Source organism: Streptomyces roseus, from assembly GCF_001044425.1.
In the GTDB taxonomy this organism is placed as follows: Bacteria; Actinomycetota; Actinomycetes; order Streptomycetales; family Streptomycetaceae; genus Streptomyces; species Streptomyces roseus.
The window spans coordinates 14291-32121 of record NZ_LFML01000037.1 but is presented as its reverse complement, the minus strand read 5'-3'; the positions used below and the strand labels follow the sequence as shown (position 1 = coordinate 32121).

Annotated in this window: 17 protein-coding genes and 1 other RNA gene; 5 read left to right on the top strand and 13 right to left on the bottom strand. The window is 72.9% G+C overall.

What is annotated here, in order from left to right:
• Positions 1-43: 43 nt before the first annotated feature.
• The 6 genes from ACS04_RS10055 to ACS04_RS10030 form a co-directional block, all read right to left on the bottom strand.
• Entirely contained in the window at positions 44-2350 is a 2307-nt protein-coding gene (locus tag ACS04_RS10055; RefSeq protein ID WP_048476227.1) for a HelD family protein, read from the bottom strand.
• A 126-nt stretch (positions 2351-2476) separates the two neighbouring features.
• On the bottom strand, positions 2477-3046 hold the full coding sequence (locus tag ACS04_RS10050; protein ID WP_048476203.1) for a CGNR zinc finger domain-containing protein: 570 nt from the start codon (positions 3044-3046) through the stop codon (positions 2477-2479).
• 105 nt (positions 3047-3151) lie between these two features.
• On the bottom strand, positions 3152-3676 hold the full coding sequence (locus ACS04_RS10045; protein WP_048476226.1) for a GNAT family N-acetyltransferase: 525 nt from the start codon (positions 3674-3676) through the stop codon (positions 3152-3154).
• Between the two features lie 96 nt (positions 3677-3772).
• Entirely contained in the window at positions 3773-4936 is a 1164-nt protein-coding gene (locus ACS04_RS10040; protein WP_048476202.1) for a uroporphyrinogen-III synthase, read from the bottom strand.
• Between the two features lie 148 nt (positions 4937-5084).
• Positions 5085-6464 (bottom strand): nitrate/nitrite transporter, encoded by a 1380-nt coding sequence (locus ACS04_RS10035; protein WP_048476201.1) that lies wholly within the window; start codon positions 6462-6464, stop codon positions 5085-5087.
• Between the two features lie 97 nt (positions 6465-6561).
• On the bottom strand, positions 6562-7533 hold the full coding sequence (locus ACS04_RS10030) for a LysR family transcriptional regulator (RefSeq protein ID WP_048476200.1): 972 nt from the start codon (positions 7531-7533) through the stop codon (positions 6562-6564).
• 84 nt (positions 7534-7617) lie between these two features.
• On the opposite strand from ACS04_RS10030, the gene ACS04_RS10025 reads away from it, so the two are divergent.
• The 3 genes from ACS04_RS10025 to ACS04_RS10015 are packed head-to-tail and all read left to right on the top strand — an operon-like array spanning position 7618 to position 9417.
• The gene (locus ACS04_RS10025) at positions 7618-8859 is read left to right on the top strand and encodes an MFS transporter (RefSeq protein ID WP_245236342.1); all 1242 of its coding nucleotides are present in this window, start codon (positions 7618-7620) and stop codon (positions 8857-8859) included.
• Positions 8860-8887: 28 nt separating this feature from the next.
• A complete protein-coding gene (locus tag ACS04_RS10020; protein WP_048476199.1) occupies positions 8888-9163 on the top strand; it encodes a type II toxin-antitoxin system Phd/YefM family antitoxin in 276 nt (91 codons plus the stop codon).
• Positions 9160-9417 (top strand): Txe/YoeB family addiction module toxin, encoded by a 258-nt coding sequence (locus tag ACS04_RS10015; protein WP_048476198.1) that lies wholly within the window; start codon positions 9160-9162, stop codon positions 9415-9417. The genes ACS04_RS10020 and ACS04_RS10015 overlap by 4 nt, the downstream gene beginning before the upstream one ends.
• A 70-nt stretch (positions 9418-9487) precedes the next feature.
• On the opposite strand, the gene ssrA is transcribed toward ACS04_RS10015, so the two are convergent.
• The 5 genes from ssrA to ftsE form a co-directional block, all read right to left on the bottom strand.
• Positions 9488-9876: a transfer-messenger RNA gene (gene ssrA / locus ACS04_RS35765) on the bottom strand.
• Between the two features lie 100 nt (positions 9877-9976).
• The gene (gene smpB / locus ACS04_RS10010; protein ID WP_048476197.1) at positions 9977-10462 is read right to left on the bottom strand and encodes an SsrA-binding protein SmpB; all 486 of its coding nucleotides are present in this window, start codon (positions 10460-10462) and stop codon (positions 9977-9979) included.
• Positions 10463-10480: 18 nt separating this feature from the next.
• Positions 10481-11692: a S41 family peptidase gene (locus ACS04_RS10005; RefSeq protein WP_048476196.1), complete on the bottom strand. Its 1212-nt coding sequence runs from the start codon at positions 11690-11692 to the stop codon at positions 10481-10483.
• Between the two features lie 67 nt (positions 11693-11759).
• Positions 11760-12692: a permease-like cell division protein FtsX gene (ftsX, locus tag ACS04_RS10000; RefSeq protein WP_048476195.1), complete on the bottom strand. Its 933-nt coding sequence runs from the start codon at positions 12690-12692 to the stop codon at positions 11760-11762.
• A 17-nt stretch (positions 12693-12709) separates the two neighbouring features.
• The gene (gene ftsE / locus ACS04_RS09995) at positions 12710-13399 is read right to left on the bottom strand and encodes a cell division ATP-binding protein FtsE (protein WP_048476194.1); all 690 of its coding nucleotides are present in this window, start codon (positions 13397-13399) and stop codon (positions 12710-12712) included.
• Positions 13400-13662: 263 nt separating this feature from the next.
• On the opposite strand from ftsE, the gene ACS04_RS09990 reads away from it, so the two are divergent.
• Positions 13663-13857: a hypothetical protein gene (locus ACS04_RS09990; protein ID WP_048476193.1), complete on the top strand. Its 195-nt coding sequence runs from the start codon at positions 13663-13665 to the stop codon at positions 13855-13857.
• Between the two features lie 136 nt (positions 13858-13993).
• Here the strand turns inward: ACS04_RS09990 and prfB are convergent, their stop codons facing one another.
• On the bottom strand, positions 13994-15103 hold the full coding sequence (gene prfB, locus ACS04_RS09985) for a peptide chain release factor 2 (RefSeq protein ID WP_048476192.1): 1110 nt from the start codon (positions 15101-15103) through the stop codon (positions 13994-13996).
• A 313-nt stretch (positions 15104-15416) separates the two neighbouring features.
• Here prfB and ACS04_RS09980 point away from each other — a divergent pair, with 313 nt between their 5' ends.
• Positions 15417-16448 (top strand): isopenicillin N synthase family dioxygenase, encoded by a 1032-nt coding sequence (locus ACS04_RS09980; protein WP_048476191.1) that lies wholly within the window; start codon positions 15417-15419, stop codon positions 16446-16448.
• A gap of 63 nt (positions 16449-16511) precedes the next feature.
• On the opposite strand, the gene ACS04_RS09975 is transcribed toward ACS04_RS09980, so the two are convergent.
• Positions 16512-17771 carry a serine/threonine-protein kinase gene (locus ACS04_RS09975; protein WP_048476190.1) on the bottom strand — a complete coding sequence of 420 codons (1260 nt, stop codon included), beginning with the start codon at positions 17769-17771 and terminating at the stop codon, positions 16512-16514.
• Positions 17772-17831: the final 60 nt, after the last annotated feature.

The following is a 17831-nucleotide window of genomic DNA, read 5'->3' as shown; positions in this document are numbered from 1 at the left end:
CTCACCACGCGTGTGGGCGCGGGCCATCCGTGCCGGGCGGCCCCTACGGCGCCAGCAGTGCCGGCACCCCGTCCTCGCCGGGCTCGTCACGGCCGGTGGCAACCACCGTCAGCTGCTGCGTCGCGCGCGTCAGGGCCACGTACAGGACCCGCAGGCCCGCGGGGGACTCCTGCGCGATCTCCGCAGGGGAGACGACCACCGTCGCGTCGTACTCCAGACCCTTGGCCTCCAGGCTGCCGAGCGCCACCGCCCGCTCCCCCAGGTCCGCCAGCCAGCCTGCGGCCTCCGCGCGCCGGTCCATCGCCACGACCACGCCGACCGTGCCGTCGACCTGCTCCAGCAGCCTGCGCGTCTCCTCGCGGACCGCCGCGCCCAGATCGGCGCCGGCGGCCGTGAAGCGGGGCTCCAGACCCGTGGAGCGGACCGCCGTCGGCGGCTCCATGCCCGGCATCGCCAGCCGCAGCACCCGGGAGGCGACCTCCGCGACCTCCGCCGGGTTGCGGTAGTTCACCGTCAGGGTGAACCGGCGGCGCGGCCGGGAGCCCAGGGCCTCGTCACGCGCCGCGGCCGCCTCCTCCGGGTCCGTCCACGAGGACTGCGCCGGGTCGCCGACCACCGTCCAGGTGCCCATCCGGCCCCGGCGGCCGACCATCCGCCACTGCATCGGCGTCAGGTCCTGCGCCTCGTCGACGATCACGTGCGCGTACTCGGTGCGCTCCGCCGCGATCCGCTCCGCCCGCTCCCACTGGGTCTCCTCGCGGGTCGGCATCAGCTCCTCCAGCCCGCTGAGCTGGTCCAGCGGGTCGAGCTGCCGCTTGCGCTTGGGCCGGGCCGGCGCGCCGAGCAGCAGCTGGAGCTCGTCCAGCAGCGCCACGTCGTGGACCGACAGCGGGCCCTTGCCGTCCGGACCCACCCGGCGCAGCGAGCGCGCCAGCAGGCGGGTCTCGCGCGGGTTGAGGACGCGGCGCGACCAGCGGCCGAGGCGGCGCTCGTCGGCCATCGCGGCGAGCACCCCGCGCGGGGTCAGCTCGGGCCACCAGGCGTTCAGGAAGTCGATGAACGCGTCCTCGGTGGAGATGTCCTCGTCGAACGCGGAGCGCAGCTCGGCCGCAAGCTCCGGGTCGCTGTGCCGGCCGGCCCCGCCGGACCTCGCGTACAGGGCGTCGAGGAGCAGCTTGCGGGCGCGCGGCCGCAGCAGGTTCACGGGCGCGGTGCCGCTGAGCACGTTCTGGCGGATCCGGTTCAGCTCGCCGGCCTCCAGCTCCTGGCGCCGCCCGAACGCCACGACCCGCAGCCGCTCGGGCGCGTCACCCAGCTCCAGTGCGCCCCGTACGGCCTTGTGGAGCACCTTGCGCATGCGCGAGGAGCCCTTGACGCGGGCCACGGCCGGTTCGTCGTACGTGGTCGCCTCGGCGCCGTCGACCAGCGAGCCGAGCGCCCGGATGGCGACCTGGCCCTCCTCGCCGAGGGAGGGCAGCACGCCTTCGGTGTACGCGACGAGCAGCGGGGTGGGCGAGACGATCAGGATCCCGCCGGAGTAGCGGCGCCGGTCCTGGTAGAGCAGGTAGGCGGCGCGGTGCAGGGCGACGGCGGTCTTGCCGGTGCCCGGGCCGCCCGCGACCTCGGCGACCGAGGCGGCGGGGGCCCGGATCACCATGTCCTGCTCGGCCTGGATGGAGGAGACGATGTCCCGCATCGAGTGCGTACGGGCCCGCCCGAGCGCGGCCATCAGGGCGCCGTCGCCGATGGCGGGCAGCTCCCGGCCGTCGAGGGAGGCGGTGATCTCGGGGCGCATGAGGTCGTCCTCGACGCCGAGCACCTTGCGGCCCTTGGAGCGGATGACGCGGCGCCGGATGACGCGGCCCGGGTCCTTGGGCGTGGACCGGTAGAACGGCGCGGCGGCCGGTGCGCGCCAGTCGATGACCAGCGGCGCGTAGTCGGCGTCGAGCACGCCGATGCGCCCGATGTGGAGCGTCTCGGCGATGTCGGCGGTGAGGTCCGCGCGGATCGCGTCGTCCGCGGGCTCGACGGAGGTGTACGCGCCGTCGGGGCCGCGCTCCCCGTCCTTGCCGAGGACCAGGTCGATCCGGCCGAAGAGGAAGTCCTCGAACTCGTTGTTCAGCCGGTTCAGGTGGATTCCCGCCCGGAAGACCTGTGCGTCGCGCTCGGCGAGCGCGCCGGGCGTGCCGACCTGACCGCGCTTGGCCGCGTCGTTCATCAGGAACTCGGCCTCGTCGATCTTCTCTTCGAGGCGGCGGTACACCTGGTCCAGGTGCGTCTGCTCGACCGCGATCTCCCGATCGCGGACGGAATCCGCCGTGCTGTCGACAGCGGCATTCTGCGCGGCCACCAAGGCCCCCTTCTGACGTGCATGGGCGACCGTCAACCGTACGCGAAGCGGAGCCCTGTCCGCACGCCCGTTCCGGTGACCGGGCGAAGATCACTGCCCGTCCGGCGTGCGGCGGCCCCCCGATCGCTACCCGGGGCGGGCCGCGAGGACCCTGCGGCGGTGCCGGGCGACCCGCTCGCGGTTGCCGCACAGCTCGCTGGAGCACCAGCGCCGCCGGTGCCCGCGCGAAGTGTCCAGGTAGAGCCGGGTGCAGCCGTCGCCCTCGCAGGAGCGCAGCAGGTCCCGCTCGCCGGGGTCGGTGAGCAGTTCGACGGCGTCGCGGGCCACGGCGGCGAGCAGCGCGGCGCATTCGACGCCGCCGCACAACTCCCGCACGAGGTGCCCTTCTTGGTCCGGTACGGCACACAGTCCCGGGGGTGGACCGGCGGCCAGCGCGTTGACCCGGGCGAGCGCGCCCCCGTCGGGGCCGGCCCCGGCGAGCTCGGCCCGTACGAGGCTCCCCACGTCGCGGCGCAGCGCGCGGAAGGCCTCCACCCAGTCGGGGCCGACCCGGGCGATCGGCGTCCGGTCGGGCACGAGCCCGGCTCCGGTGAGCCACAGGCGCAGCTCGTCGCCGTCGCGGATCTGCTCGGCGCCCGCGGGGGCGGCGAAGGTGGCCACCAGGTCCAGGGACACCCGCCCGGATTCGAACCACATGCCCGTCACCGCCTCTTGCCCGGGACCCTCCCACGGGTGCGCGTGCCTCTCAGAGTGCCGCGCCCCGCTGCGATGCGGAACCCCCCGTACGACGGCCGGGCCGGTTCAGAGGGGTGCGTCGTCGTGGAGGATGCGCTGGAAGAGGATGTGGTCGCGCCAGGCGCCGTTGATGTGCAGGTAGCGCGGGGCGAGCCCGTACCGCTCGAACCCGGCCTTGGCCAGGACCCGCTGCGAGGCGAGGTTGTCGACGAGGGTCCCGGCCTCGACGCGGTGCAGCCCGATCTCGTCGCGGGCGATCCGGCACACCTCCTCGACGGCGGCGGTGGCCAGTCCGCGGCCGTGCCAGGCCCGGTCGACCCAGTAGCCGATGCCGCCGCTGCGCAGGGGCCCGAGGACGATGCTGCCCAGGTTGATCGTCCCGACGGGCGCGCCGGAGCCGGCCTCGACGAGGACGTACGAGGCCTGGCGCCCCGCGGCGTATTCGGCGAGCAGCGCCTCGATGCGGGCGGCCTGTCCCGCCTCCGTGTAGAACACCTCGGACCGCCACGGCTCGACGTGCGCCATGTGGGCCCGGTTCCGTACCAGCGCGTCGGCGAGCCCGGCGGCGTCCCCGACCTCGATGCGCCGCATCTCCACCCCGTCAATGATCACCAGGGCACGCTAGCCAACCCCGGCCGCCACATCCAGCCCCGGGACGGGCCGGGCCCGCTCCGATCGGCAAGGCGCCTACCGGTGCGCCGGTGAGCAGTCGCCGGCGTCCAGGGCCAGCCGGTAGCCCCTCTTGACCACCGTCTGGATCAGGTTCGCCGCTCCCAGCGCCCCCCGCAGCCGGGCCATCGCCGTCTCCACGGCGTGCTCGTCGCGCCCCGCGCCCGGCAGCGCCCGCAGCAGCTCCGCCCGCCCCACGACCCAGCCCGGCCGGCGGGCCAGCGCCCGCAGCAGGGCCATCCCCGCCGGCGGCACCGGCCGCAGCTCCGTGTCCACCAGCACCGCGTGCCCCCGGATCTCCACCCGGTGCCCCGCCACCGGCAGCACCCGCGCCCGCCCCGGCAGCTCCTGGCACAGCAGCTGTACCAGCGGCCCCAGCCGGAACCGCTCCGGCTGCACGGTGTCCACCCCGCGCGCCTGCAACGGCAGCGCCGTCACCGGCCCCACGCACGCCGACAACACGTCCCCCCGCAGCCCCGCGAGCACCGCCTCACCCATCCCCCGCTCCTCGGCCCGCGCGAGCAGCGACGCGGCCGCCGGGGCCGAGGTGAAGCTGACCGCGTCGATCGTCCCGACGCCGGCCGCCACCGCGTCCAGCAACCGGTCCATCGGCGCGAGGTCCTCCGGGGCCGTCCACCGGTACACGGGGACCACGACCACCTCGGCCCCGCCGGCCCGCAGCGCCTCCACGAACCCGGGCAGCGGCTCCCCGTGCAGCTGGAGCGCGATGCGCCGCCCGGCGACCCCGCCGGCCAGCATCCGGTCGAGGACCTCGGCCAGGGACTCCGACTGCGGGGACCACGTCTCGACCAGCCCCGCGGCCCGTACGGCGCCCTTGACCTTCGGTCCGCGCGCCAGCAGTTCGGTGGCCCGCAGCCGTGTCAGCAGCTCCTCGCCGATCCCCCATCCGTCGGCGGCCTCGATCCACCCGCGGAAGCCGATCGCGGTGGTGGCGACGACGGTGTCGGGAGCGCAGCCGATCAGTTCCTTGGTGGCGGCGAGCAGTTCGCTGTCGTCGGCCAGCGGCACGATCCGCAGGGCCGGGGCGTGCACGACCGTGGCCCCGCGCCGGCGCAGCAGGGCGATCAGCTCGTCCGCGCGTCGGGCCGCGGTGACCCCCACGGTGAATCCCGCGAGGGGGCCCGGCGTCGCGGGTGCGGCGGCCGTGTGCCTGTCGTCCATGGTGACCTGCCTTGCCCAGTGGGTCGGTATCGCATCGCGATCGCGTCGCACGACACGCGTCGCGGGAGCGGGAGCGGAAGCGGGAACGAGCCTGTCAACTCGCCGTGTCAGGCTCGGTTCGGCCGTATTTCGGGCCCGTAAACCGCCGTTACACCGACGTGAGCTGCGGCTTCGTATCGGTCCCGGCCGCGGGGAGCGACGCGGGCGCCGGCCGGCGAAGGTATACCGCCCAGGTCACCGCGGAGCAGGCCGCGTAGAAGCCGAGGAAGGTGACGAAGGCCGCCGTCCCGGACCCGGAGGCCGAGAACGCCTGCCGGAAGGCCAGGTTGATGCCGAGTCCGCCGAGCGCGCCGACCGCGCCGATGAGTCCCATGGCGGCGCCGGACAGCCGCCGCCCGTACGCGGCGGCCGCCTCCCCGGCCATGCCCCGCGCCAGCGCCTTGGCCTGGAAGATGCCGGGGACCATCTTGTACGTGGAGCCGTTGCCGAGCCCGCTGAGCACGAACAGCGCCACGAACCCGACGAGGAAGACGGGCAGGGACTCCTCGCCCGAGGCGTGGACGACGAGCCCGGTGGCCGCCGCCATCGCCACGAAGGTCGCGAGGGTGATCCGGGCGCCGCCGAACCGGTCCGCGAGGGCGCCGCCGACGGGCCGGACGAGTGAGCCGAGCAGCGGCCCGACGAAGGTGAGCGAGGCGGCCTGGAGCGGGGTGCGGCCGAACTGCGTCTGGAGGACGAGCCCGAAGGCGAAGCCGTAGCCGATGAAGGACCCGAAGGTGCCGGTGTAGAGGAAGGCCATGATCCAGGTGTGGGCGTCGCGGACCGCCTCGCGCACGGCGCCGGTGTCGCCCCGTACGGGAGCCAGGTTGTCCATCCGCAGCAGGGCCAGCGCGGCCGCGGCGACGATCAGCGGCACGTAGAGCCCGAGCAGCAGCCGCGGGTGCCCGGCCCCGGCCGTCCCGATGACCAGCAGGGCGAGGAGCTGCACCACGGGCACGCCGATGTTGCCGCCGCCGGCGTTCAGGCCGAGCGCCCAGCCCTTCTTGCGCAGCGGGAAGAAGGCGTTGATGTTGGTCATGGAGGAGGCGAAGTTCCCGCCGCCCACGCCCGTCAGCGCGGCCACGGCCAGGAAGGTCCCGTACGAGGTCCCCGGCTCCATGACGACCAGCGCGGCCCCGGTGGGCGCGAGCAGGAGCAGGGCGCTGAAGGCGGTCCAGTTGCGGCCGCCGAAGCGGGCGACGGCGAAGGTGTAGGGGACCCGGACGAGGGCGCCCACGAAGGTGGCCGTGGCGATGAGGAAGAACTTCCCGGCCGGGTCGATCCCGTACGCGGGGCCCATGAAGAGCACCATCACCGACCACAGGGTCCAGATGGAGAACCCGATGTGCTCGCTGAGCACGGAGTAGAGCAGGTTCCGGCGGGCGACGCGCTCCCCGGACTCCTTCCAGAAGGCCTCGTCCTCGGGTTCCCACCGCTCGATCCAGCGGCCCCCCTTGCGTGCCCCGCGCGGTGCGGTCGTACCGGTCATCACACGCCTCCACAGCTGTCGCGTCCGTGGTGACGACCGTAGGAACGGCGCGTTTCGGCCCCGGTCCCCGCCGGATGACCGGGGGGAAACCTTGCTCTCACCCGCCGCCGGTGCCGCCTGTGAGCGCCGTGGGGCGCCAGCTCGCCGGGGGCACGTCCAGCCAGCCGTGTTCGGTGCCGAGGGCGGTCGCGGCCCGGTGGAGCGCGTCGAGCCCGGGGTGGCGGAATCCCTCGCGCCAGACCATCGACAGCGGGGACAGCGGGACCGGGGCGACGAGCGGCCGCTTCACGCTGCCGGGCAGGTCGACGAAGTCCACCGTCACCAGGACCGGATTGCGGGTCTTGGCCATGACCCGGCGGAACTCCTCCTTGCCCACGGCCACGGGCGCGGGCGGCGCGAGCGCGATCCCGCGGCCCGCCAGCAGCTCGCGGGCGAGCCCGGTCCACTCCAGGGTCCGCGGGTTGCCGGCCCCGGCGTACACGGCCTCCCCGGCCAGCGCGTCCAGCGGTACCTCGGCCCGCGCGGCCAGCGGGTGCCCCTCGGGCAGCAGGACCGCGAGCGGCTCGTACCGTACGGGCCGGTGCGCGAGGCGGGCCCGCAGCGCCGGGGCCAGCCCGTCGGCGTACCCGAAGGACACGTCGAGGCGTCCGGCGGCGACCTCGGCCGCGGCGTACGTCAGCCCGCTCTCGAAGCGGGCCATCAGCTCGCAGTCCGGGGCGAGTTCGCGGGCCCGCTCCAGGACGGTGCGGGCGGTGCTCGGCCCGTCGGTGTTCAGGTCGACGAGCAGCGGCCGGGGGCCGGCCGAGGCGAAGGCGGCGGCCAGCTCCTCGTGCGCGGCCAGCACCCGCCGGGCCAGGGGCAGCAGCCGTTCCCCGTCGCCGGTCAGCTCGACGGCCCGGGTCGTCCGTACGAACAGTGCCGCGCCCAGGGCGGTCTCCAGCCGCCGCACGTCGCGGCTCAGCGCCTGCTGGGCGACGTACAGGCGGGCGGCGGCGCGGGTGAAGTGCAGTTCCTCGGCCACGGCGACGAACCCGCGCAGCAGCCGCGGTTCCACGTCACGGGGTATCACCCGGGGAGACTAACAACGGAAACGGGTCAATGGCGCCGGAACGGGTGTTGGACGCCCGGGGCCCCCGCGCCGGAGCCTTGGATCATGCCGCAGTTGATGACCGTGACGGGCTCGACGCTCGTGATAGCCCCCGCACCGCGCCCTCGCCGGCCCCGCGCCCGGGGCCCGTACGCCCGCCTCTTCTCCCGCCCCGGGACCCGCGCCTTCACGGCGGGAAACCTGCTGGCCCGGCTCCCGATGGGCATGTTCGGCATCAGCGCGGTCATGATGATCGCCGGCCAGCGCGGCTCGTACGCCCTCGCCGGCGCGGTCACCGCGACCGGGATGGCCGCCACGGCGCTGGTCGCGCCGTGGACCGCCCGCCTGGTCGACCGGTACGGCCAGGCCCGGATCGCCGTCCCCGCGACCCTGTTCGCGGTGCTCGGATCGGTGGGGCTCGTCCTGTGCGTCCGCGCGCACGCCCCCGCCTGGACCCTGTTCGCCTCGTACGCCGCCACCGCGACCACCCCCAACATCGGCGGCATGTCCCGGGCCCGCTGGACCCACCTGCTGCGCGACTCCCCCGCCGCGCACCACACGGCGATGTCGTTCGAGCAGGCCGCCGACGAGCTGTGCTTCATGCTGGGCCCGGTGGCGGCGGCGTTCCTCTGCTCGGCCGCCTTCCCGGAGGCGGGCACGCTCACGGCGGCCGCCCTGCTCCTGAGCGGCATGCTCGTCTTCACCTCCCAGCGCCGCACGGAGCCCCCGCCGTCGGCGCCCCGCGCCGGCAGCTCCCCCCTGCGCACGCTGCTGCCGGCCCTGGCCCTCTTCGCCCCCCTGGGCGTGCTGTTCGGCTCGATGGAGGTGACGTCGATCGCGTACCTCGGCGCCCGGGGTCTGGGCGCCGCCACCGGCCTGGTCCTGGCCCTCCAGGCCGCGGGCTCCTGCGCGGCCGGCCTGCTCTACGGAGCGCTGCGCCCGCGCTCCCTGCGCACCTGCCTGACCGCCCTGGCGGCGGCCCTGACCCTGCCCTGGGCGGCGGCCGCCACGGGCTCCCTCCCCCTCCTGGCCGGCGCCCTCCTCCTGGCCGGCATGGCCACGGCCCCGACGATGGTCACGGCGATGTCGCGCGTCCAGGCGCTCGCCCCCGAGGGCCGCCTCAACGAGTCGATGACCCTGGCGGTGACGGCGATCCTGACGGGCATAGCCCTGGGTGCGGCCACGGCGGGCCACCTGATCGACCGCCTGGGCCCCACCACCCCGTTCGCCCTCCCGGCCGCGGCGGCCCTCCTGGCACTCGCCGTCAGCCAGACGGTACGACTTTCCGGTACGAGTCATTTACGGTAAAGCGGTACCACTACCGGAGGAGCGGACCATGTCCATCAGCGCCAGCGAAGCCAGGGCGACCCTGTTCCCGCTGATCGAGCGGGTCAACACGGACCACGCCCCGGTGCGCATCACCTCCAAGAACGGCGACGCCGTCCTGATGTCAGCCGACGACTACGACTCCTGGCAGGAGACCGTCTACCTGCTCCGCTCCCCGGCCAACGCCCAACGGCTGATGGAAGCCGTCGCGCGCGACCGCGAGGGCGCGGCCTCGGTCGCCAAGAGCATGGACGAGCTGAGGCGATTGGCCGGAGGGGAGGAGTGAGGAGCGTTCACTTCGACCCGGCCGCCTGGGAGGATTTCCTGTTCTGGCTGGCGTCCGACATGAAAATGGCGCGCCGGATCACCCGCCTGATCGGCGAGATCCAGCGCGACCCCTTCACCGGGATCGGCAAGCCCGAACCCCTGAAGGGCGAATTGTCCGGCTACTGGTCCCGCCGCATCGACGACGAACACCGCCTCGTGTACCGGGCGGACGACAAGGAGGTGAAGGTGCTCAAGGCCCGCTTCCACTACTGACACGGCGGACGCTTCGGGCATGACGAAGGCCCCGCAGCCTGACGGCCGCGGGGCCTTCGCCCACATGGGGTGGTGGAGATGGCGGGAATCGAACCCGCGTCCAACGGTGCAGAAGCAGGGCTTCTCCGAGCGCAGTCCGCTGCGCTTTTCTCGGCCCCGGAGATCACACGGACAAGTCTCCGACGGGCTCAGTCACTGTTTGGTTTCCCTCCAACCCCCGTGACCGGGGCTAGAGGTTTAGATCCCTAATTGACGCCAGGATCCGGACCGGGACCACTTCCGGGCTGACGCTCCTCACAGAGGCTTCAGCTCACTGTTATTAGGCAGCGAGGGTGAAGCGGGAGTTATCGCTCTTGGAGTTGGCGATTATTTTTTGCGACATGTGGTTAGCGAGATCATTGCCGCTTCCTCGGCTCGCTTCCCCTGCATCGACATCCGCTGTCGAAACCGATCATCCCCATGTTTCACGCTGTTCAGTTAGGTACTGCGCAAGCTGCTCCACCCCGGGGGGTGGTGCTGACGCCATGGTACGCGAAGTGGACCACGGCATGCCAGGAGATTACAGCTGGCCGCGCTCCTTGCGCTTCACGGCCGAGATCACCCGGTTCGTCTCGCGCGTGTCCTGCTTCTCCCGCAGGGCCTGGCGCTTGTCGTACTCCTTCTTGCCCTTCGCCAGCGCGATCTCGACCTTCGCCCGGCCGTCCTTGAAGTACAGCGAGAGCGGCACGATCGTGTTGCCCGTCTCGCCGGTCTTCGAGTCCAGCTTGTCGATCTCCTCGCGGTGCAGGAGGAGCTTGCGCTTGCGACGGGCGCTGTGGTTGGTCCAGGTGCCCTGGCTGTACTCCGGCACGTGCACGTTGTAGAGCCAGGCCTCGCCGCTCTCCACCGACACGAAGCCGTCCACCAGCGAGGCACGGCCCTGGCGCAGGGACTTGACCTCGGTGCCCGTGAGCACGAGACCGCACTCGTAGGTGTCGATGATCGTGTAGTCGTGCCGCGCCTTCTTGTTCTGGGCGATCAGCTTGCGCCCTTGTTCCTTAGCCATAGTGCGGTCATTTTCGCACTACGGACCCACCCCGAGGCCACCCAATACCGTGCGGGCCCGTTCCTCGACCCCGTCGCCCGCCGCCAGGTCCGGGGTGATGCCGCTGCCGTCGAGGCTGCGGCCCCCCGGGGTGCGGTACGTGCCCACCGTCAGCTCGGCCACCGAGCCGTCCGGCAGCGGCGTCGGCATCTGCACCGAGCCCTTGCCGAAGGTCCTCGTGCCCACCGCCACCGCGCGGCCGCGGTCCTGGAGGGCGCCCGTGACCAGCTCCGCCGCGCTCATCGTGCCGCCGTCGACCAGCGCCACCAGGGGCCGGGCGGTGTCCCCGCCCGGGCTCGCGTACAGGGCGCGCTGGGCTCCCCGTACGTCGTACGTGGCCACCAGCCCGCCGTCCAGGAAGGCCGAGGCGGCCGTCACGGCCTCGGTGACCAGGCCGCCCGGGTTGCCGCGCAGGTCGAGCATGATGCCGGAGCCGGCCGGGGCCTCGCGGACGGCGGCGCGGACCTGCTCGCCGGAGCCGCGGCTGAAGGAGGCGACCTTGATGACGGTGATCGGGCCGGGCAGCTCCCGTACGGTCACGGGCTCGGTGTGCAGCCGCTCGCGGTGCAGGGTCTCGGTGAGGTCGGCGCCGTCCCGGGTGAGGCGCAGGACGACCGGGGTGCCGGCGCCGCCGCGCAGCAGGGCGACCACGTCGCAGACGCGCAGGCCGGTGACGGGGTGGCCGTCGACGCTGAGGAGGCGGTCCCCGGCGCGCAGGCCGGCGCGGGCGGCGGGGCTGTCGGGCTGGACCTTCTCGACGGCGACGCGGTCGCCCGGACGGCTCTCGATCCAGAGCCCGACGCCGGTCCAGCGGCCGTCGAGGTCGTCGGTGAAGGCGGCGTACTCGCCCTTGTCGTAGACCATGCCCCAGCGGTCGCCGCTGCGGCTGACCACCTCCTGGGCGGCCTTCTTGCCGGACTTGCCCTCGGCCACGGCCTCGGCCGCGGCGCGGGCGACGGCCTCGCGGTCGGCGGTGGCGCTCGCGGTCCCGGCGGGCGCCCCGGGGTCGGCGGCCGCGGGGTCCCGCGGACCGGCGGCCGCTAAGCCGCCTCCCGCTGCGGCGACGGCGTCCGCGCGGTCCCAGCAGCCGGTGCCCGCCGCGGTGGCGACGGCGGCGATGAAGGCCAACGTCAAAACGGCCCCGCGACGCAGGTCGCGGGGCCGGAGACAGAAGACGGGCAGTCCCGGCATGGCGCCGAGTCTAGGACAAGCCCCGTGGGGGCAGGGCGGGTTGGACCGACCTCACACGGGGCGCTCGTCACACCTTCAGGTACTTGCGCAATGCGATGAAGGCGGCCAGCGAGGGCATCAGCACCCCGATGACCAGCACCAACGGCAGCTTCGTCAACACGGAGTCCCAGCCGATGAAGTTGATCAGCTCCATCTTCGTACGGAGCGAGGCGCCGTGGTCGATGACGAAGTACTGGCCGGCGCCGAGCATCACGCAGGCGAACACGCCGCCGACGAGGCCCGCGAAAGCGGCCTCCATGATGAACGGGACCTGGATGTAGAAGCTTGAGGCGCCCACGAGCCGCATGATCCCCGTCTCGCGCCTGCGGCTGAAGGCGGAGACGCGCACGGTGTTGACGATCAGCAGCAGGGCCACGATCAGCATGATGAGCATGATGCCGAGGGCGGCCAGGTTGAGGTAGCCGAGCATCGTGAAGAGATTGTCCAGCTCCTGGTGCTGGTCCTCCACCGACTGGACGCCGTCGCGGCCCGCGAAGGCGGTCGTGATGACCTGGTACTTCTCGGGCTGCTTGAGCTTCACCCGGAAGGATTCGGGCATCTGGTCCGGGGTGACCACCGAGGCGAGCGCGGTGTGTCCGAAGCGCTCCTTGTAGTGCTTGTAGGCCTCGTCGGAGGACTCGTAGTGGACGGTCTCGACGAGCTCCATCTTCTTGAGGTCGGTCTCGATCTGCTGCTTCTGGTCGGGAGTGACCGCGCCCTTGGCGCAGGCCTTGCTCCCGCTCTCGCTGTTGTCCTCCGCGTCGCTCTTGTTGCAGAGGTAGATCGAGACGTTGACCTTGTCGTACCAGTAGCCCTTCATCTTGCTCACCTGGTCGCGCATGAGCAGGGAGCCGCCGAACAGGGCCAGCGACAGGGCCACGGAGATGATGACCGCGAAGGTCATGGTGAGATTGCGGCGGAGGCCGACGCCGATCTCCGACATGACGAACTGGGCGCGCATGACGTCTCAAGGGCCTTTCAGTGCTGGTAGCCGTAGACGCCGCGCGACTGGTCGCGCACGAGTCGGCCCTGTTCGAGTTCGATGACGCGCTTGCGCATCTGGTCCACGATCTGCTGGTCGTGCGTGGCCATGATCACGGTGGTGCCGGTGCGGTTGATCCGGTCCAGCAGCTTCATGATGCCGACCGAGGTCTGCGGGTCGAGGTTGCCGGTGGGCTCGTCCGCGATGAGGAGGGCCGGCCGGTTGACGAAGGCGCGGGCGATGGCCACGCGCTGCTGCTCACCGCCGGAGAGCTCGCCGGGCATGCGGTCCTCCTTGCCGCCGAGGCCCACGAGCTCCAGGACCTGCGGGACGGCCTTGCGGATCTCGCCCCGGGGCTTGCCGATGACCTCCTGGGCGAAGGCGACGTTCTCGGCCACCGTCTTGTTGGGGAGCAGGCGGAAGTCCTGGAAGACGGTCCCCAGCTGGCGCCGCATCTGTGGGACCTTCCAGTTGGAGAGCTTGGCGAGGTCCTTGCCCAGGACGTGCACCTGGCCGTGGCTCGCCCGCTCCTCGCGCAGGACCAGCCGCAGGAAGGTGGACTTGCCGGAGCCGGAGGAGCCGACCAGGAAGACGAACTCGCCTTTCGCGATCTCCAGGGAGACATCTCTGAGTGCGGGGCGGTTCTGCTTCGGGTAGGACTTGGAGACGTTGTCGAATCGGATCACGGGTGCACCACGGTCGCCGGAGTAGGTGTGCGGAGTCGGTGTGCGTGACCATACGCGAACGGGCGGGGGGCGGGGGCCCGGCGGCCGGAGTTGCCCGATATATCCCCTGGTCCGGGAGGGGATCGTCCCGGGACGGACCGGGATTGCCCGGACGGGCCGCGCCGAATGTCGCCGGAGCTGGCACAGTGGTAGGGGAACGCAGTCGTTGGTTCAAGCGTTGTTCAAGGTGTTCGTAGTTCAAGGGGACGAGAGGAGGAGAGCGCATGACCTATGACCGGCTCGTGTGCGCGAACTGCGCCGCGCCCGTCAGCCAGGGCCGCTGCCCGGTGTGCCGGGCGAACCGGGAGCGCCTCCAGCAGCAGGAAGGCCCCTTCGGCGGCCTGAACCCCTTGGCGCTCATCGTGCTCATGGTGGTCCTCGTGGCGGCTCTCGCCCTCCTGGCCCAGCAGACGGCGTAGCTCCCCCCGCCGCGTCCCGGTCATCGACGCCGACGGACCTCGACGACTCGGCCGGCTCCACGGACGCGGAAGGGCCCGGACACCCCAGGTGTCCGGGCCCTTCGCCGTACGTGGTGCCTGGCGCGCGCGGCGGCGCTTACGCGCTCTGCTCCTGCTGCTTGCGCCAGCGGATGCCGGCCTCCAGGAAGCCGTCGATCTCGCCGTCGAGCACCGCCTGCGGGTTGCCGACCTCGAACTCCGTCCGCAGGTCCTTGACCATCTGGTACGGGTGCAGGACGTAGGACCGCATCTGGTTGCCCCAGGAGCTGCCGCCGTCCTTGAGGGCGTCCATCCTGGCCTGCTCCTCCTGGCGGCGCCGCTCCAGCAGCTTGGCCTGGAGGACGTTCATGGCGCTGGCCTTGTTCTGGATCTGCGAGCGCTCGTTCTGGCAGGAGACGACGATGCCGGTCGGCAGGTGCGTGATGCGCACGGCCGAGTCGGTGGTGTTGACGCCCTGGCCGCCGGGGCCGGAGGCGCGGTACACGTCGACGCGCAGCTCGGTCTCGTCGATCTCGACGTGGTCGCTGGTCTCGACGACCGGCAGCACCTCGACGCCCGCGAAGGAGGTCTGGCGGCGGCCCTGGTTGTCGAAGGGCGAGATGCGCACGAGGCGGTGGGTGCCCTGCTCGACGGAGAGGGTGCCGTAGGCGTACGGGGCCTTGACGACGAAGGTGGTCGACTTGATGCCGGCCTCTTCCGCGTACGAGGTCTCGTAGATCTCGGTGGGGTAGCCGTGGCGCTCGGCCCAGCGCAGGTACATGCGCTGGAGGCGCTCGGCGAAGTCGGAGGCGTCGACGCCGCCGGCCTCGGCGCGGATGTTGACCAGCGCCTCGCGCTCGGCGTACTCGCCGGAGAGCAGGGTGCGGACCTCCATCTCGTCCAGCGCCTTGCGGACGGAGACCAGCTCGGTCTCCGCCTCCGCGAGGGTGTCCGCGTCGTCCATCTCCTGGGCGAGGTCGAACAGCACCGCGAGGTCGTCGATGCGACTGCGCAGGGTCTCGGTCTTGCGGACCTCGGCCTGGAGGTGCGACAGCTTGCTCGTGATCTTCTGAGCGGCCTCCGGGTCGTCCCACAGGGACGGCGCGGCGGCCTGCTCCTCGAGCACGGCGATTTCTGCCCTCAGCTTGTCGAGGTCCAGGACGGCCTCGATCGACCCCATGGTCGAGGAGAGGGACTTCAGCTCTTCGGAAACATCGACGACTGCCACGGGTCCAGCGTAGCCGGTCCGCGGGCGGCCCCGTCCGGGCAGGCCGGATCACCCGTTCTGATGAGGGCGGGAACGGGCGTACGCTCACGGTATGACTCTGCTCCTCGTCAAGCGCCGCCATGTGGACCACATGCGTGTCACGACGACGAGCTGTCTGCCGCCGGACCATCCCCAAGCCTGATCCACCCCGATCCGACTTGGTCCTGTACGCGGCCCAAGCGGCTCCGGCGCCATCCCTGCCGGCGGCCCTCCCCATCCGCTGCCCCGACACCTCTGGGGAACAGGACCCCGTGACATCCGAAACGGAGCCGTCATGCCGTCCGCGCACACCGATCTTCCCGCCGAATCCGCAGTTCCGGCGCTTCCCGTCATCGACCTGTCCCAGGCCGACGACCCGGCCCAGCGGGCCGACTTCCTGAAGAAGCTGCACGCCGTGGCCCGGGACACCGGCTTCCTGTACCTCACCGGACACGGGATCAGCGAGGCCGAGACCGCCCGCATCCTGGAGCTGACCAGGGCTTTCTTCGCCCTGCCGGAGGCCGACCGGCTCGCGGTGAGCAATCTGAACTCGCCGCACTTCCGCGGGTACACCCGCATCGGCCACGAGCTGACCGGCGGCGCCTCCGACTGGCGCGACCAGCTGGACGTCGGCGCCGAGCGGCCGGCGCCGGTGCTGGGGCCGGACGACCCGGCGTACCTGTGGCTGGAGGGCCCGAACCAGTGGCCGCAGGCCCTGCCGGAGCTGCGGCCGGTGGTGCTGGAGTGGCAGGCGCGGCTGGCGGCGGTGGCCCACCGGCTGCTGCGGGGGCTGCTGACCTCGATCGGCGCTCCGTCCGACTTCTTCGACGCGGCGTTCGCGGACCGGCCGCACCTGCACACCAAGCTCATCCGCTACCCGGGATCGGCCCCCTCCGGGGCAGGCCAGGGGGTCGGGGCGCACAAGGACTACGGGTTCCTGACACTGCTGCTGCAGGACGGGGTGGGCGGGCTGCAGGTCGTCCGGGACGGCGGCTTCGTGGACATCCCGCCGATGCCGGGGGCGTTCGTGGTCAACCTGGGCGAGCTGCTGGAAATCGCGACGGAGGGGTACCTGGTGGCCACGGACCACCGGGTGGTCAGCCCGCCGGGGGCGGTGGAGCGCTACTCCGTGCCCTTCTTCTACAACCCGCGGCTGGACGCCGTGATCGAGACGGTGCCGGGCGAGTACCTGCGGTCGGCGCCCGGTGTCGCGCACGACTCCTCGAACCCGCTGCACGCCGAGTACGGCCGCAACGAGCTGAAGGGCTGGACCCGGGCCCACCCGGCGGTGGCCCGCCGCTGGCACCCGGAGCTCGTGGAGGCGTAGCCCGGTACGGGAGCGCGGGGGCCCTCCCCCGCGCCCGAGTGCGGCTGCGGGGTCGGCCCCCGGCTACGGCTTGGCCGGGGTGGAGTGTTTGGTGTCCTGGGGCGGGGGCTCGTCGCCGGAGGTGGCCAGCCACGTGCCCACGCCGAGCGCCGCGGCCAGCGCCACGGCCCCCGCGGTGAGCGCGAGGCGCCGCTTGCGGGCCGTCTCGGCGCGGTGGCGGGCGGAGCCCGGGCGGTGGCCGCCCGCGGGGCGCGGGACCCGGGCCGTGCCCAGCGCGCCCCCGGCCAGCTCGTCCGGCCCCGGCACCCGCATCGAGGTGTGGGTGTCCCGGTTCGAGTCGGTCGCGGAGCCCGGCACCAGCGGGACCACGCCCCGCCGCCGGGGGGACTCGGCCTCCGGGGCGGGCTCAGCCGACGACTGCTCCGGCTCGGGCTCGTCCGGCTCGTCCACGTCCAGCGGCGGCATGCCGGCCAGCAGGGGGAGCAGGTCCCGCAGGCGCAGCGAGAGCTCCGAGGCCCGCAGCCGGGAGGCCGGCGCCTTCGCCAGGCACTGCACCATCAGCTGCCACAGCTCGTCGGGGATGCCGGGGAGCGGAACCACCGTCTCCGTCACATGCCGGCGCAGGACCGCGCCCGGGTGCCCCCCGCCGAACGGGGTGAACCCCGCCAGCAGCTCGTACAACACCGTGGCCAGCGCGTATATGTCGACAGCGGCCCGCGGCGGCAGGCCCTCGACGATCTCCGGAGCCAGATAGTCCGGCGTACCGATGATCCGCGTCGTCGTCGCCGAGGCCCGCGCTCCCGGCGCCCCGGACGGCGCCCGCCGCGGCGAATCGATCAGCTTGGCCACCCCGAAGTCGGTCAGCAGCGCCGGGTGCGAGCCGCCGGGCCCCAGCGGCCCCTGCATGTCCAGCAGGACGTTCTCGGGCTTCACGTCCCGGTGCACGACCCCCGCCGCGTGCGCCGCCGCCAGCGCGTCCGCGACGTCCGCGACGATCGCCACGGCCGCCTCCGGGGCGAGCCGGCGCTCCCGGTCGAGGCGCGTGCGCAGGTCCGTACCGCGGACGAGGTCCATGACCAGGGCCAGGTCGTTGCCGTCCACGACGAGGTCGCGGACGGACACCACGTGCGGGTGGTCCAGGCCGAGCAGCGCGCTGCGCTCCTGGACGAAGCGTCCGACCAGCTCCTGGTCGGACGCGAGGTCCTCGCGCAGCAGTTTGACGGCGACGGGCCCGTCCGGCCCCTCGCCCAGCCACACCGTGCCCGCGCTGCCGCGCCCCAGGATCTGGTGCGCGGTGTACCGGCTGCCGATCTTCCGTGCCACGACTGCTCCCTCAGCGGCTGGCGTACGCACCAAAGCTACGCGGCCGGATGGGGGTTGAAC